The 15,203-nt window shown below is 63.9% G+C and carries 19 protein-coding genes; 16 read left to right on the top strand and 3 right to left on the bottom strand.

Features of this window, described 5'->3' with window-relative positions:
* Nucleotides 1-204 precede the first annotated feature (204 nt).
* The 10 genes from rpsF to ACE3PR_RS17825 all read left to right on the top strand — a co-directional run bounded on the left by rpsF (nucleotide 205) and on the right by ACE3PR_RS17825 (nucleotide 6,176).
* Nucleotides 205-714, top strand: a complete 510-nt coding sequence (rpsF, locus tag ACE3PR_RS17870) for a 30S ribosomal protein S6 (RefSeq protein ID WP_374374752.1) — start codon at nucleotides 205-207, stop codon at nucleotides 712-714.
* Nucleotides 711-1,031: a 30S ribosomal protein S18 gene (gene rpsR, locus ACE3PR_RS17865; protein ID WP_374374750.1), complete on the top strand. Its 321-nt coding sequence runs from the start codon at nucleotides 711-713 to the stop codon at nucleotides 1,029-1,031. Before rpsF ends, rpsR begins: the two co-directional genes overlap by 4 nt.
* Before the next feature lie 13 nt (nucleotides 1,032-1,044).
* Nucleotides 1,045-1,623, top strand: coding sequence for a 50S ribosomal protein L9 (gene rplI, locus ACE3PR_RS17860; protein WP_374374748.1), 579 nt, complete (start codon nucleotides 1,045-1,047; stop codon nucleotides 1,621-1,623).
* 329 nt (nucleotides 1,624-1,952) lie between these two features.
* Nucleotides 1,953-3,080, top strand: a complete 1,128-nt coding sequence (locus ACE3PR_RS17855) for a hypothetical protein (RefSeq protein ID WP_374374746.1) — start codon at nucleotides 1,953-1,955, stop codon at nucleotides 3,078-3,080.
* Between the two features lie 54 nt (nucleotides 3,081-3,134).
* Complete coding sequence (locus ACE3PR_RS17850) at nucleotides 3,135-3,416, top strand: hypothetical protein (protein ID WP_374374744.1); 282 nt, start codon at nucleotides 3,135-3,137, stop codon at nucleotides 3,414-3,416.
* A gap of 7 nt (nucleotides 3,417-3,423) precedes the next feature.
* Nucleotides 3,424-3,981 (top strand): chloramphenicol phosphotransferase CPT family protein, encoded by a 558-nt coding sequence (locus tag ACE3PR_RS17845; protein ID WP_374374742.1) that lies wholly within the window; start codon nucleotides 3,424-3,426, stop codon nucleotides 3,979-3,981.
* A gap of 67 nt (nucleotides 3,982-4,048) precedes the next feature.
* A complete protein-coding gene (locus ACE3PR_RS17840) occupies nucleotides 4,049-4,441 on the top strand; it encodes a hypothetical protein (RefSeq protein ID WP_374374740.1) in 393 nt (130 codons plus the stop codon).
* A gap of 64 nt (nucleotides 4,442-4,505) precedes the next feature.
* Nucleotides 4,506-5,081: an SCO family protein gene (locus ACE3PR_RS17835; protein WP_374374737.1), complete on the top strand. Its 576-nt coding sequence runs from the start codon at nucleotides 4,506-4,508 to the stop codon at nucleotides 5,079-5,081.
* A gap of 11 nt (nucleotides 5,082-5,092) precedes the next feature.
* Nucleotides 5,093-5,596, top strand: coding sequence for a copper chaperone PCu(A)C (locus ACE3PR_RS17830; RefSeq protein WP_374374734.1), 504 nt, complete (start codon nucleotides 5,093-5,095; stop codon nucleotides 5,594-5,596).
* 13 nt (nucleotides 5,597-5,609) lie between these two features.
* Nucleotides 5,610-6,176, top strand: coding sequence for a cytochrome c (locus ACE3PR_RS17825; RefSeq protein ID WP_374374731.1), 567 nt, complete (start codon nucleotides 5,610-5,612; stop codon nucleotides 6,174-6,176).
* Here ACE3PR_RS17825 and ACE3PR_RS17820 read toward each other — a convergent pair.
* Both ACE3PR_RS17820 and mutY read right to left on the bottom strand, forming a co-directional pair.
* Entirely contained in the window at nucleotides 6,165-7,004 is an 840-nt protein-coding gene (locus ACE3PR_RS17820) for a hypothetical protein (RefSeq protein ID WP_374374728.1), read from the bottom strand. The genes ACE3PR_RS17825 and ACE3PR_RS17820 overlap by 12 nt on opposite strands.
* Before the next feature lie 8 nt (nucleotides 7,005-7,012).
* Nucleotides 7,013-8,095: an A/G-specific adenine glycosylase gene (gene mutY / locus ACE3PR_RS17815; RefSeq protein WP_374374726.1), complete on the bottom strand. Its 1,083-nt coding sequence runs from the start codon at nucleotides 8,093-8,095 to the stop codon at nucleotides 7,013-7,015.
* Between the two features lie 25 nt (nucleotides 8,096-8,120).
* On the opposite strand from mutY, the gene ACE3PR_RS17810 reads away from it, so the two are divergent.
* The 3 genes from ACE3PR_RS17810 to smc all read left to right on the top strand — a co-directional run bounded on the left by ACE3PR_RS17810 (nucleotide 8,121) and on the right by smc (nucleotide 13,077).
* The gene (locus ACE3PR_RS17810; RefSeq protein WP_374374723.1) at nucleotides 8,121-8,684 is read left to right on the top strand and encodes a DUF721 domain-containing protein; all 564 of its coding nucleotides are present in this window, start codon (nucleotides 8,121-8,123) and stop codon (nucleotides 8,682-8,684) included.
* Between the two features lie 226 nt (nucleotides 8,685-8,910).
* Entirely contained in the window at nucleotides 8,911-9,579 is a 669-nt protein-coding gene (locus ACE3PR_RS17805; RefSeq protein WP_374374721.1) for a DsbA family protein, read from the top strand.
* Between the two features lie 33 nt (nucleotides 9,580-9,612).
* Entirely contained in the window at nucleotides 9,613-13,077 is a 3,465-nt protein-coding gene (gene smc, locus ACE3PR_RS17800) for a chromosome segregation protein SMC (protein WP_374374718.1), read from the top strand.
* A 13-nt stretch (nucleotides 13,078-13,090) separates the two neighbouring features.
* On the opposite strand, the gene ACE3PR_RS17795 is transcribed toward smc, so the two are convergent.
* Nucleotides 13,091-13,408 (bottom strand): hypothetical protein, encoded by a 318-nt coding sequence (locus tag ACE3PR_RS17795; RefSeq protein ID WP_374374716.1) that lies wholly within the window; start codon nucleotides 13,406-13,408, stop codon nucleotides 13,091-13,093.
* A gap of 377 nt (nucleotides 13,409-13,785) precedes the next feature.
* On the opposite strand from ACE3PR_RS17795, the gene ACE3PR_RS17790 reads away from it, so the two are divergent.
* The 3 genes from ACE3PR_RS17790 (at nucleotide 13,786) to ACE3PR_RS17780 (ending at nucleotide 15,203) form a co-directional block, all read left to right on the top strand.
* Nucleotides 13,786-14,109, top strand: a complete 324-nt coding sequence (locus ACE3PR_RS17790; protein ID WP_374374713.1) for an AtpZ/AtpI family protein — start codon at nucleotides 13,786-13,788, stop codon at nucleotides 14,107-14,109.
* Nucleotides 14,110-14,169: 60 nt separating this feature from the next.
* A complete protein-coding gene (locus ACE3PR_RS17785) occupies nucleotides 14,170-14,916 on the top strand; it encodes a F0F1 ATP synthase subunit A (RefSeq protein WP_374374710.1) in 747 nt (248 codons plus the stop codon).
* A 62-nt stretch (nucleotides 14,917-14,978) separates the two neighbouring features.
* The gene (locus ACE3PR_RS17780; protein WP_374374708.1) at nucleotides 14,979-15,203 is read left to right on the top strand and encodes an ATP F0F1 synthase subunit C; all 225 of its coding nucleotides are present in this window, start codon (nucleotides 14,979-14,981) and stop codon (nucleotides 15,201-15,203) included.

Below are 15,203 nucleotides of genomic sequence, written 5' to 3'. Positions count from 1 at the left end.
TGCATTTCCGGGTACCCTGTGTATAACCCGCCCGTCCATAGCCCTGCCGACCCTCCGACCAGCTTGCTGGCCATCGTCATCGAACGGTGCGAGGGGATCGGCTAGGCCCGTGAAATGATTGGGTTTTCCTCTCATTTCGGCTGATGCGCTGCCGATCCCCGGCAGACCAGCGCCGGGCCAGCAAGAGCCAGAGGGAGCTTTTAAATGCCGTTCTACGAGAACGTCTTTATTGCGCGCCAGGACGTCACTGCCCAGCAGGTCGACGCCTTGGCCGAAACCTTTACCGGCATCGTCACCGCCCAGGGCGGCCAGGTGCTGAAGAAGGAATATTGGGGCCTCAAGGGCCTCACCTACCGCATCAACAAGAACCGCAAGGGCCATTACGTGCTCTTGAACATCGAAGCCCCGGCCGGCGCCGTCGCCGAACTCGAGCGCAACATGCGCCTGAACGAAGACGTGCTGCGCTACCTGACCGTGCGCGTCGACGAGCTCGAAGCCGGTCCCAGCGCGATGCTGCAGTCGAAGGGCCGCGATCGTGACGAGCGCGGTGGCCGTGGCGACCGCGAAGGTGGCCGCGAGGGTGGCCGTTTCGGTGGCCGTGACCGCGACGACCGTTTGCGTCCCGGCCGTGAAGGTGGCCGCGAAGGTGGTTTTGGTGGCCGTGATCGTGGCGAACGCCCCGCCGCCGCCGAAGGTGAAGGAGACCGCGCATGAGCGAGTTTGATCGTGGTGGCCGCGAAGGTGGCCGTGAGGGTGGTCGCGACGGCGGCCGTGAAGGTGGCCGTCCCGCCGGTGGTGCCGGTGGTGGCCGTCGTCCGTTCTTCCGTCGCCGCAAATCGTGCCCGTTCTCGGGCCCGAATGCCCCGAAGATCGATTACAAGGATGTGAAGCTGCTTGGCCGCTTCATCTCCGAACGCGGCAAGATCGTGCCGAGCCGCATCACGGCGGTCAGCACCAAGAAGCAGCGCGTCCTCGCCCAGGCGATCAAGCGCGCCCGCTTCCTTGGCCTGCTGCCCTACGTGGTGAAGTAAGGAGGACGGAAAAATGGAAGTCATCCTGCTCCAGCGCGTCGAAAAGCTGGGTCACATCGGCGAGATTGTCAACGTGAAGCCGGGCTTTGCGCGCAACTACCTGTTGCCGCAGAAGAAGGCGCTCCGGGCGACCGAGGACAACAAGAAGCGTTTCGAAGCGCAGCGCGCCCAGATCGAAGCCAACAATCTGAAGCTCAAGGAAGAAGCGCAGAAGATTGCCGGCAAGGTCGACGGCCTCAAGGTGGTGCTCATCCGCCAGGCTTCGGAAACCGGCATCCTGTTCGGTTCGGTTTCGACCCGCGACATCGCCGACGGCGTCACCAAGGCCGGCTTCACCGTGGAACGCCGCCAGGTGGTCCTCGACAAGCCGATCAAGACCCTGGGCCTGCATCCGGTCCGCGTCGCCCTCCACCCGGAAGTCGTCGTCACCGTCACCGCGAACGTCGCGAAGTCGGAAGACGAAGCGGCGATCCAGGAGAAGACCGGCGGTTTCGTCGCCAAGACCGACGACGACGCCACCCCGGACCTCGACAAGCTGCTGGCCGAGGCGGAAGCCGCCACGGGCACCGGCGAGGAAGCTGCCGAAGCCTAAACCGCTTCGACGCATCGACGTCACGAAACGGCCGCCCTTCCGGGCGGCCGTTTTGCTTTCAGCCCCAGATAAGCGGCTTCCACCATATGTTCTTCATTTGTTCTTTACAAGTGCAGTTGCGTATGTTATGCTTTATACATAATTCTTTGTTTGATCCATATCGAACCGGAGCCCCCATGCCAAAACCGCCTCTGCCACGCGGGCAGCAACCGGATCATGCCGTCCCGAAGCCCTCATCGACCGAATCTGCCCCTCTCCTGTCTCGGCCTCATAAGCCGGCGGCCAATAACAACCGACCCGCTTCCCAGCAAAGGGATGATGCCGTTCCCTTGGGCAAAGGCAGCGGCAACAACTTCACTTTCGCCTCGTCGGCTGCGCAATCGGAATGGCGACGTCGCGCCTACGCCCAGGCAGTCCATCCCGACAACTGGCATCTTGGTGACGCAGCGGATTCGGAATCAGCGCGCGCGATCATGGCAGGCATCACCGGGCCGACCGCCCCCCTCTATCGCGGACCCGATGGACGGCATTATTTCGCGAATCCAAAAACGATCGAGCCGGAGGCATGGCGTCAGATCCGCAGACAGCATTTCAAAGACCGCACCGTCGCCGATCTGTCGTTGGAATTCGACCGAACCGGCCGCATGCCGGGAGAGGCAGAGGCGCTGCTGGCTTTGGATTCGGCAGCAGAAGGAATTGTGCCGGAAAACACCTCGTCATCCCCATCAATCCGCCCCGACACCGCCACCTTGTCTCCCCATGGCCGCGCCATCCTTGCCGGCATGGAACACGCGGGGCAGACGGATCCGCATGTCGTCGCGAAGATGACGCAAGCCACAGACCCGGCGGCAACCGATACCAGGCCGGACGTGAACCCGATTCCGGTTGACGAAAGGAACCCTGCATCGGCCTCTCTCACACAGGCATCGCCGCGGGCAGTGGGGAGGATTCAAGAGACCAAGAAAAAGCAGCCAGTCGCACCGATTGATGCCGAGCGACGGGCAGAACTCCTGGTCTTTGAGCCGGTCGGCAAGGGCGCTTCTTCCTTCGGGCATGTCGCAATCAGTTTCGGCGATCTGGTTTTCTCTTGGTCGCCGGAGGGCCTGCACCTAGCGCGCAAAGCGGATTACTTGGCCGCCAACGGCTTCCGCGACGGCAAGGGTTATCCGCTCCGCCTCACCGAAACCGAAGCAAAAGAACTGGAAGCGCATATTTTACGTTTCGCCAATACCGCCTCCTACAATCCGATCTTCGCGAATTGCGTGGACCCGATCGAACTGGGTTTGGAACATCTGGGTTATGACGTTGGGCTGACCGTGTTGCCGGCCCAGCTTCAGGATGCCTTGTTTGCAAGCGGCCTGGCGTCGGAAGACAGATCCTCGCAATATTTGGCCGACTCCAAACGGAAAGCTCCTGACCCGGCCATGCCGTGGTCGAGTTGGTCGGGCCCTCGCTGATATGATAGTGAACCCCTGGCAGCGTCACCTCCACTGTATGAAAGCCGGCACGGCATGAAAGTCGCTTTCGCATTCCTGGTCGGAATCCTTCTCGGCGGTACCCTGGTGTATTGGGGTGGCAAATTCGTTCTGCAGTCGGGTTATACTCTCCACGAAATGGACTGGAACGATGATGGCGAGACGACTTTCGGCGAAATGCTGCATGCGGTAGATGTCGGCATGTCTCCCGTGACCGGCAAGCCGGGATGCCGGTACTTCTTCGAATACAAAGATGGCAGGCCGATCAAGACCGTCTGTGAGGGCAAGACTGTTTCCCGCGGTGTGGTGTCCTGGTGAGCAGACCATGACGGCCACCATCATTCTCTTGAACGGCATCGGCAGTGCCGGCAAATCCTCGATCGCGAAGGCGCTGCAGCAGATCACGGCCGAGCCCTTCCTCCATGTCGCCATGGATGATTTTCTCAACATGCTGCCGCCCCTTTATTTCGATCATCCCGACGGCCTGGTCTTCGAGACATTGAGCGAGGACGGCAAGCCTTCGGTCGCCATCCATACCGGCCTTGTCTGCGAGCGGCTGCTTTCCGGCATGCGCCGCGCCGTGGCGGCCCTCGCCGAATCCGGTAACAATCTCGTGGTCGACGAGGTCTTGATGGGTGCCGGCGAGGCGAGCGCCGAATATGCCCGCCTTCTCGCCCCCTATCGCCTGCATTGGGTGGGCGTGATGGCGCCCCTCGACGTGCTGGAAGCCCGCGAGCGCGAGCGGGCTGACCGCATGATCGGCCTCGCACGCTGGCAATTCCCCCGTGTCCATGCGGGTCTTGGCTACGATCTTGAGATCGACACCAGCCAAATCTCCCCGATCGAGGCCGCCACGGCCATCAAGGAGAAATTCGGCCTTTAAGGACCGGATCGTCGCAGGTCCCCGCGCCGCCTTGCAGCACCACGGGCGCGGCGGGTAGATTGCCCGCATGCGCCGCTCCCTGCCGATCATGCTCCGCCGGTCCCGGCTCGCCTTCCTGGCGGGATTGCTGGCGCTGTTCCTGCAGGTCCTGGTGCCTGCATTGCCGCCGGCAGCCATGGCCGGTGCCATGGACCTCGCAGCCGCCACCCCTGAGGAAGCCGCGAGCTTCGCGGCCACCTGTCTCGGTCAAACCGATCCTGGCATCCCCGCCCCCCTGGGCCAGCACGCGAAATGCCCCATCTGCCTCAGTGTCGCGCAGGCCCACGGCTTTGTGCCGGCACCCGTCCTGGCGATGCTGCCGATCGCCTGGCCGCAGCCCCGTATTCTGCCCCCGGCCACCCCCGTGGCCGCGACGATTGCCGCCAGCGCCTTCGCCTCGCGGGCACCACCGGCCGCCTGAGTCATACGGATTTCGTCGGGCTCAGTGCAGCCCGTCTCTCGTTCTCAAGATCAGGAGTTCTTCCATGAACCGGCGTGTGATGCTGGTTTCCGCTTTGGCCCTCGTGGCCGCGGCGGGAATCGGCGCCAGCTACATTTTCAACGACCGCAAGATGGCCGAGACCCTGTCGGTCGGCGGTCCCTTCAAGCTGATCGGCACCGACGGCCAGGAAGTGACCGAGGCTGCCCTGAAGGGCAAGTATTCGGTGTTCTTCTTCGGCTTCACCTTCTGCCCAGATGCCTGTCCCACCGCCCTCAACACCTTTTCGCTGATGATGGCAAAACTGGGACCCGAGGCCGAAAAAGTGCAGCCGGTCTTCGTCTCCATCGATCCCGCCCGCGACACGCCGCAGGTGATGAAGGAATATCTCGCCTCCTTCGACCCGCGCATCATGGGTTTGACCGGCACGCCCGAGGCGATCGCCGAAACCGCCAAGATCTTCCGTGTCTATTACAAGAAGACCGGCGAGGACGAGTATTACCTCATGGACCATTCCACCGCGATCATCGTCATGGACCCGGACTTTCAATATGCCGGCGTCATGAACGGCGCCATGGGCGTCGACGAGATGATTACGCGCCTCAAAGACATCATGCAGTAAGGCAACCAATCATGACCAAATTCATCATCCGCAGTCTCACGCTCGTCTTCGCGATGGCCGCATTCATCATGACCGCCACCGCCCATGAACAGACCCATGGCGATCTCGTCCTCCATCATGCCTGGGCGCGGGCGACGCCGGGCGGCGCCAAGACCGGTGCCGCTTATGTCCGCATCGAAAATCACGGCATGCAGGCCGACAAGCTGATCGGCGCGGCCGCCGACATCGCCGCCAAGGTCGAGATCCACAACATGTCGATGGAGAACGAGGTCATGGTGATGAAGCCGGCGGGCGATTTGGAAATTCCCGCCCACGGCACGGTCGAATTGAAGCCGCATGGCCTCCACATTATGCTGATGGGCTTGAAGCAGCCGCTGAAAGAGGGCGACACCTTCCCAGTGACGCTCACCTTCGAGAAAGCCGGTCCGGTCGATTTGCAGGTCGTGGTCGAAGCGACCGACAGCACCGGCACCGGCCATGACGGACCGGAAGACGGTGAAGAACATACGCATTGAATGAGGCGCGGGATTGAGCTCGGCCGATGACCCACTGGCCCACGATGGCCAAAAGCCCCAGACCAGCTCAACCCGCCAAATATGGATCTGGGCGGCGGCGCTTGCCGGCACCGCCGCCCTTCTCGCCGCTCTCTTTCCGCTGGCCACGGCGATCGACAGTTACGGCGCGCAGCAAGGGGCGGCTCTCTACGAGGCCCATTGCGCTTCCTGCCATGGAGCGAAACTCGCCGGGCAGCCCGGCTGGCAGAGCGCAAGATATTCCGGCCTCGCCAATTGGCCGGCACCCCCGCTCGGCGCCGCAGGCCATGCCTGGATGCATGACGATGCCGCGCTCTTCCTCTTCACCAAGCACGGCGCTCCCGGCTCGCCCATGCCGGCCTTCGGCAATACGCTTACCGACAATCAGATCTGGCAGATATTCGCCTATGTGAAATCGCATTGGCCGGAAAGTGTGCGCGTCTTCCAGCAGGTGGGCGATCCTTACGCCGATCTCCCGTCGGACCTTCCGATCGACTGGACCTACCCGCCTTCCTGCGAACCGGGCGACGCGCCCGGCGGCAATCTCAACTTACTCCGGTAGCGCGTGCCATGGCCTGAGATTGGCGGGTAGCCGTTGCCGTGCCGCTGCGACCACATCTTCTTCGAGGTCAAGGACCTCCCGTTCGGCGCCCTTGATGCCGGGACTTTCGATTGCGGCTTCGGCCGCCTCGATCCAGGCATTGAGGGAGTCGTTAAGTATGAAGAGGTTCTCCTGCAGCCAGTCCAGCATGGGCCCCGAACCCGGCCCCTGATCGACGGCGAGGGCGAGCGCCTCCAGTGCGTTTCGGCGACCCGCCTCCTTGGGCACATAACTGTTCTTGGGCAGAGTCAGAGCCGGCAGACCGAGTACCAGCGCGCGATCCAGCAACCGGGAAAGATTGAAGCGCAATTCGCGCCATCTTTCGAAAATGCTGAACTCGCCATCGACGCCAATGGCGATATCCAGCGTCATGCGCGTGGAATCCACTACCTCATCGAAGAGGGTGCGAAGCTCTCGGCCCAGCGAACGAGCAAAGGCCACCAGCCGAGCCTCCTCATCCCGCGGAGCACGTGCGGCGTCGACCTCTGCCGTGCGGCGGCGGTACGAAGCGATGTACCAGGGCGAGCGGCGTATCTCGTCACAATAAACGTTGACTAGGTTGTCGACCGCAACGCGCAATGCGGCGGCGATCTGATCCAGTTGCCGCGCCGGCCCCTCATCTACATCGGGTTCATCAATGTCTTCTCGCAGGAAATCCCAGAAACCCGCTTCCGGCTCCGCCCTCACCGGCGGCGCCGGACGCAGGCGCGCTAATTCCCGCTGCGCGTAGCGATAGCGGTCGAACAATTCCTGTGCTCGCTGCAGATATTGGGACGAGAGCGACGACATGTGCACTTTTAACCTGAAAGCAGGACCTTCTCTACCACCTTGCGCATGACGCTGGGCAGGGCGACGTCGCCCAGTTCCTCGGCGCCGACCCAGCGATAGGTGGGGTCTGCCTTCACGCCACTCACCACGAATACGGTGAGCGACAAAGCAAAGTGCGTGAAGACATGTGTCACTTGCCCGTCGAGCTGACGCCACCTGCCATTCACCGGCGCCGTCACTTCATCCTCGGCAAAGGGCGACCCGCGCCATTCGCTGGTCGGCACCTGCATCATGCCGCCCAGCAATCCCTTTTCCGGCCGCCGCTCCAGGGCGATGCGGCCGCGCCTGTCGATCATTGCAAAGCAGATGCCGTAACGCTGCGGCCGCGCGTTCTTCGGCAGCTTGCGGGGATAGGTCTCGGCATCGCCCGCAGCATAGGCCGCGCAATCCTCGGTCAGCGGGCAGAGGAAACATTTGGGCTTGGTCGGTGTGCAGATCGTGGCGCCGAGATCCATGATCGCTTGCGCGTAATCGCCCGGCCGCAATGCCGGCGTATGGCGGGCTGCCAGTGCCCGCAATTCTTCCTTCGCCTTGGGAAGCGGGTTGGCGACCCGGTAGAGCCGCGCCATCACCCGCTCGACATTGCCGTCGAGAATGGTCGCAGGCCGGTCGAAGGCAATGGCGGCGATGGCGGCCGCCGTATAGGGGCCGATCCCCGGGAGTGCCAGCAGCCCGGCCTCGGTATCCGGGAACACGCCGCCATATTCGGCGGCCACCACTTCCGCGCATTTCTTCAAATTGCGGGCACGGGCGTAATAGCCGAGGCCCGCCCAGGCGGTGAGGACATCGTCCAAGGGGGCTGCGGCAAGATCGTGAAGGCGCGGCCAGCGCGTCAGAAAATCCCGGAAATAGGGCCCGACCGTCACCACGGTGGTCTGCTGCAGCATGATCTCGGATAGCCAGACGTGATAGGGGTCCGCCCGCTCACCCGGCGCCGCCCGCCAGGGCAGGATGCGCCGATGCCGGTCATACCAGGCCAGCAGGCGGCCGGCCAAGCCCGCCAGGGGAGGGGCGTCGGGACTGGCTTTCGAGCTTGGCTGTTTGCGCGGCATGGCGCGGGACCTTAAGTTAAGCCGCATGAGCGCCAAAGAAGAAAAAGCGAAGATCACCCGGCCGGCCGGCAAAGCTGCCCCGGCGAAGGCAACCGCACCGGCCGAGCCGCCGGCGCGGCGCAACCGTCTTTCGGCGCTCGCCAGCGATGTCCCCCACCTCACCAAGCTCGCTTTGGGCAAACGTGGCTTTGCCGAGGCCGATCTCGTCGGCCAATGGGCCCGGATCGTCGGCGCCGATCTCGCGCGCCTGGCGCTCCCCGTTAAACTACGGCTGCCGCGCGGGAAATCCGATCCAATTGCCGGCGGCATCGCCCCCAATGTCGCCGGTGGCACCCTCACCCTGCGCACCTCGCCGGCCGCCAGCCTCGAGATCCAGCACATGAAGCCGCGCATCCTGGAGCGCATCGCCACCTATTTCGGCTATCCGGCGGTGACCGAAATCCGGATCGAGATCGGCGACCGCCGCCGCCCGGCGCCCAAGCGGCCGGTGGCGAAACCGGCTGCCCCGCCGGACCTCGGCAAGGTCACCGATCCCGATCTCCGCGCGGCCCTCGAACGACTCGGAGCCGCCCGCGCCCGGCGCGGCTAGGCGCCCTGGCTAGCCCCCGGGAAAAGCATGGATTTTCTCAGATTCCGGCTGGACAGGGTGCGACTCGCCAGAATCCAACGGCTTATCCAACGACTCATCCGGACCGCGCTCCGCAAGGCCTGCCAGATCACGGAGGCGTCGCTTGCAGTCCCCTCTGAATCCTGCCAAATAGCGGCGAAATACATGGCCTAAATCAGGGCCGCATGGACAGCATCGGAGGTTTCGCGTGAACCCACGCAATATCGTGATCGGCGTTGCGGTTTTGGCCCTCATCGGCGTCGGCGGCTTCTATGCCTGGACCCATTACGGCCCGAATGCCGCCTCGGGCGTCGCCATCGAGGGCCTACCGGCCCCGATCGACAATCCGCTCGCCCAGGCCCAGGAAGGCGACATGGTGATGGGCGATGCCAATGCTCCCGTCACCTTCATCGAATATTCCTCGCTTTCCTGCCCGCATTGCGCCCGCCATCACGCGACCGTGCTGCCCGAGATTAAGAAGGCCTATATCGATACCGGCAAGGTCAAGCTGGTGATGCGCGACTTCCCCCTGAACCGCCCGGCGGTCGAGGCGTCGCTGCTGGCCCATTGCGTCTCGCCGATGGCCTATTGGGGCATGACCGACCAGCTCTTCGCCACCCAGGCCAGTTGGGCGACCGAGAATTCGGCGCCCGCTTTGGCCGCGATCGCCGCCGCCGCCGGCATCAATGGCCAGGACTTCCAGCAATGCCTGAGCGACGAGGCGGCGAAGCAGAAGATCATCGCCTCGGCCGAACAAGCGAGTGCGGTCTTCAAGGTCGATTCCACGCCGACTTTCGTCGTCAACGGCATCGTCGTCACCGGCGAACGCTCGTTCGAGGAATTCTCCAAGATCTTCGATCAGCTCGGCGCGCAGTAAAGATCTCCGCATAAGTTCTAAGGAAGGCGTTTCGTGGTCCAGTTCAACAAGCTCCGCCTGACCGGCTTCAAATCCTTCGTCGAGTCCACCGAACTCTCTATTCAGGCGGGCATGACCGGGATCGTCGGTCCCAATGGCTGTGGCAAGTCGAACCTCGTCGAAGCCTTGCGCTGGGTGATGGGCGAAACCTCGGCCAAGCGCATGCGCGGCGGCGAAATGGACGACGTCATCTTCGGCGGCTCCGGTAATCGTCCGGCCCGCAATGTCGCCGAAGTGATCCTCACTTTGGACAACAGCGACCGCCGCGTCCCCTCGATGTTCAACGACAGTGACGACATCGAAATCTCGCGCCGCATCGATCGTGGCGAGGGCTCGACCTACAAGGTCAACGGCAAGGAATCCCGCGCCCGCGACGTGCAGCTCCTCTTCGCCGACATTTCTGCGGGCGCCCATTCGACCGCGCTGGTGAGCCAGGGCCGCGTCGGTGCCATCGTCAACGCGAAGCCGACCGACCGCCGCTCGCTCTTGGAAGAAGCCGCCGGCATCACCGGCCTTCATTCCCGCCGCCATGAGGCGGAACTGCGGTTGAAAGCGGCGGAAGCCAATCTCGCGCGCCTCGACGACGTCATCATCACCCTGGAAAGCCAATTGGCGGCGCTGAAGAAGCAGGCGCGCCAGGCCTCGCGCTACCGCAACCTGCAGGACCATATCCGCCGCGCCGAATCGATCATCTTCCATCTGCAATGGCAGGATGCGAAGCAGCGCCTGGATTACGCGGAACAGACCCTGATGGCCGCCGAGACCCAGGTCGTCTCGCTCACTTCGGCGGCCGCCATTGCCGCCACGCGCCAGACCGAGGCCGCGACCATCCTCCCCGCCCTCCGCCAGGCCGAGGCCGAGGCAGCCGCCGAATTGCAGCGCCTCACGATCGCCAGGGGTGCGCTCGACAAGGAAGAAGAGCGCATCCAGCAGGCCCGCGCCGATGCCGACCGGCAATTGCGCGAGAATGAAGGCGACCAGCAACGCGAATCCGCCTTCACCGCCGATGCCGCCGCCGCCGCCGAGCGCCTGACCGAGGAACGCCTCGCCATCGAGGAAACCGCCGGCGAGGAAGCGGCCATCGCCGAGGAAACCCAGCGCCGGGTCGAAACCGCGCAGGGCGAGGTGGATGAGAGCGAAGCCGAGCTCGGCCGCCTCACCCAGGATTTCGCGGCCGCCGAGGCCCGCGCGCAAGCGCTGACCCGCCGTCTCGACGAATTGCAGCAGCGCCGCCAGCGTCTCTCCAACCGCGCCCAGGAAGTCGATGCCGAGCGCCAGCGTCTCTCGGCCGAGATCGAGAACGATGCCGAGACCCAAGCGGCCCGCGCTGCCGTCGCGGAAGCCGAGGCGGCTCTCGAGGAAGCGCAGGCCGCGTTGCACGAGATCGAGGCCGCCCGCGCCAGCGCCGGCGAGACCGAGGCCCAGGCCCGCATTCAATTGCAGCAGGCCCAGGATGCCCGCGCGCGCCTCAAAGCCGAGGCCGACGCGCTTTCTGCCATCTTCGCCACCTCCGACGAGGATATGTGGCCGCCGCTGATCGACAGTCTGACCGTGGCGCCGGGTTACGAAACCGCGATCGCTGCCGCCTTGGGTGACGATCTCCAGGCCTCGACCGATCTCGGTGCCCCCACCCATTGGCGCGACGGCGATGTGGCGGCGGATGCGCCGGCCCTCCCCGGCAATGCCGAACCTCTCTCGCTGCATGTGACCGGCTCGGCCGCTTTGATGCGCCGCCTCTCGCAGATCGGCGTGGTCGCCGACGAGGCCACCTGCCGCGCGCTGGGGCCGCAATTGAAGCAGGGCCAGCGTCTCGTCTCCAAGGACGGCGCCATGTGGCGCTGGGACGGCTTCACCATCGCCGCCGGCACCGAGACCGCCGCGGCGACACGGTTGAAGCAGCGCAATCGCCTGCGCGAACTGGATACCTCCCTCGCGACGGCCGAGGCCAGTTTGACCGAGGTGGAAGCGCGTTTCGGCACCGCCCGCGACGAGGCCCAGGGCCTCATCGACCGCGAGCGCAACCAGCGCCAGGCTTTGCAGAACGCCTATAATTCCGCGCGTCAGGCGCGCGACAATGCCGCCCGCGCCGAGCAGAAGGCGACGCAGATGCAATCGCGCTTGGCCGCCATCGCCGAACAGGCGGAAGCGGTCGCCGGCGACATCGCGGAACTCGAAGCGCAACTGGAAGCAGCGGCCACCGAACGCGCCGAGCTCCCCGATCTTGATGAAGCGCGCATCCGCATCAACGAACTCCGGCCTGAAGTGGCCGAGCGCCGCACGCGTCTGGTGGAAGCCCGCTCGGCGCTTGATCGCCTGCAGCGCGAGGCACAGCAGCGTCAGCAGCGTTTGCTCGCCATCGCCGACGAACTCCGCTCCTGGGAAGCGCGTGGCGCCCAGGCCCGCGCCCATCTCGACGAACTCGTGGAACGCCGCGAGCATCTCCTCGCCGAGATCGAACGCCTCGCCGCTCTTCCCGAAGAAATCGCCCAGCAGCGCCGCGACCTCATGGACCTCCTTGAAGTCTCGGAAGCCAAGCGCCGCGACGCCGCCGATGCCTTGGCCTCGGCCGAAACCGCTCTCACCGAGGCCGATCGCGGCTTGAAGGGCGAGGAATCGAAACTGGTCGAAGCGCGCGAGAACCGCGTCCGCGCCGAATCCGCCATCGCCCAGGCCAAGGAAGCGGCCGAGACCCTGACCGAGCGCATCCGCGAGAAGCTGGAATGCTCGCCCGATGAGGTCCTGACGCTCGCGGAACTCGATCCCAGCGAGGCCCTGCCCGGCCGCGACGAAACCGAACAGCGCCTCCACAAGTTGCTGCGCGAGCGCGAGAATATCGGCCCCGTGAATTTGCGTGCCGAAACCGAATCCAACGAGCTCGATCAGCAATTGGCCGGCATGCAGACCGAACGCTCGGATCTCATCAATGCCGTCTCACGTTTGCGCCAGGGCATCGCCAGCTTGAACCGCGAAGGCCGCGAACGCTTGCTTGCCGCCTTCGAATTGGTGAACGGGCATTTCACCTCGCTCTTCACGCGCCTCTTCGGCGGCGGCAAGGCGCATCTGCAATTGACCGAGGCTGAGGACCCGCTCGATGCCGGCCTCGAGATTTTCGCGAGCCCGCCGGGCAAGAAGCTCCAGGTCCTCTCGCTGCTCTCGGGCGGCGAGCAGGCCCTGACCGCCCTCGCTCTCCTCTTCGCCGTCTTCCTGGTCAACCCGGCCCCGATCTGCGTCCTCGACGAGGTCGACGCGCCGCTGGATGACGCGAATGTGGAGCGCTTCTGCAATCTGGTGGAAGAGCTCGCCAATTCCTCCGGCACGCGCTTCCTGGTGATCACCCATCACCGCCTCACTATGGCCCGCATGCATCGCCTCTACGGCGTCACCATGGCCGAACGCGGCGTCTCGCAACTGGTCTCGGTCGACCTCCAGGCAGTGGGCGAGCTCCGCGCGGCGTCGTAAGGACGCCCCACCCTCATTGCCAATGCATCGGCGTGGTGAAGAAGTCGTAGAGTCCGTAGCTCCACAGGCCCAGGATCACCAACGCCGCCGCCCAGGCGCCGAATTGCCAAAGCTTGCGGTCGGGATGCTGGGGGTAAAGCCGGGTTACCACCTTCCCCATCAGGTATCCGGCCAGCCCGATGGCGCCAATCGCCAGCGGCGCGAAGAAGGGCAGGAACGGGTAAAAGGGATCTGTCGCCAATGCCACCAGCAGGCCGATTAATGCCAGGGCGATGAACCCGCCCAAAAGAATGACACCCGCCAGCAGCAGCGCCCCGATTTTTCGTGCCATCTCCCCCCCTTTGCAGCGTGATTCGCCCCTGAAACAAGCCGATTGGTCCAGATTTCCAGGCAGAATCGAGATCCGTCCAGCAAAACCGCCTGGAAACGCCCATGGTAACCTCGCCTGAGCAGCCGTTCCGGCCAAGTCCGGGCGCGATAGATTTGTTCACATAAGCGGGCTCTTAACGTCTCCTTTACCGGCCCTGCGACGAAACCGCTGCGACATGGGAACCAGTGACTTTTTCCGTTGTTATTTCAAATAGTTAATAGGAGGCAATTGACCTTGACAGTCCCTACCCCCTTGCCTATGTTGCGCGCGCTTCCGGCGATCCTCCGATCACTGGGGGCAGCGGTTTGTTGCTCGGGGGACACTCGAGGATCGGCGACATGACCGAACAGCGACCCGAAGATCTCGATCAATTCGGCGCGAAGCTCAAGGCGGCGCGCGAACGGATCGGGGAAAGCGGGACCCAGGAACTGGCCAATGAAGGCACGCATCTGGGTTATGGCTTCCGCCTCAGCGTCGAATTGCTGGCGGGGCTGCTGGTCGGTCTGGGGTTGGGCTATGTCATCGATGGATGGCTCGGCACACGCCCCTGGGTGATGCTGGTCCTGATGATCCTCGGTCTGGGTGGGGGCATCCTCAATGTGATGCGCGTGACCCGGATCATGGAGCAGCGAGCCGCGGCAAAAGACGCAGAGAAACGTTAAAGCGCCACCCGCACCGTCCCTGTTCCTGGGCCGCCGGGCGCGCCAGCCGGGGATGACATCGTGGCCGCCGACGCGCACTCACCGCTTGCCCAGTTCGAAATCAAGACGATTGCCGAACTGACGCCCTTCGGAATTGACGCCTCCTTCACCAACGCCTCTCTGATCATGGTGGTGGTGGTTGGCCTTATCACCCTCTTCATCGTCGCCGGCATGAACAAGGCAACCATCGTACCCGGCCGTTTCCAGGGCATGGTGGAATTCTTCTACGAATTCATCGCCAACCTGCTCCAGGAAAACACCGGGCCCAAGGGCAAGCAATTCTTTCCGCTGGTCTTCTCGCTGTTCATGTTCATTCTGGGTGCCAACCTCATCGGGCTTTTCGGCGCCTTCACCTTCACCAGCCACATCATCGTCACCTTTGCGTTGGCGATGCTGGTCATCACCGTCGTGACCTTCGTCGGGTTCGCCCGGCACGGACTCCACTTCACCAGCTACTTCGTGCCGCAGGGTGCGCCGATGTGGCTGATGCCGCTGATGATCCCCTTGGAAATCATCTCCTACCTCATCCGTCCCATCAGCCTCTCGGTCCGTTTGTTCGCCAACATGGTGGCGGGCCACGTCATGCTGACGGTGATCGGTGGGTTCGTGGTCGGCCTCGGCGGCCTGTTCTTCGCCCTGGGCGCCATTCCGCTGGCCGCCATTCCGCTGATCTTCGCGCTTGAAGTTCTGGTGGCGCTGCTCCAGGCCTATGTTTTCGCCATCCTGACCTGCATCTATCTCAACGACGCGATTCACCTCGCGCACTGATTGGGATTCGGGCAGACCGTTTTCAACACCCACACGACTTACCTCCAAGAAAGGATTTCATCATGGAACTCGAAGCAGCGAAGATGATCGGTGCCGGTATTGCCGCTCTCGCCCTCGGCGGCGCAGGCGTCGGTCTCGGCAACCTGTTCGGCAGCTACATGCAGGGTGCGTTCCGCAACCCGGAAGCCCAGTCGAAGCTGAAGGTCAACCCGATGCTCGCCTTCGCGCTGATCGAAGCCACCGGTCTGTTCGGCTTCGTCGTCGCGATGATGATCCTGTTCTTCTAG

This window comes from Dongia sp., assembly GCF_041909655.1.
Classification (GTDB): Bacteria; Pseudomonadota; Alphaproteobacteria; order Dongiales; family Dongiaceae; genus Dongia.
Note: the sequence above shows the minus strand (reverse complement) of the source record. Positions and strands in the feature narration are given on the sequence as shown.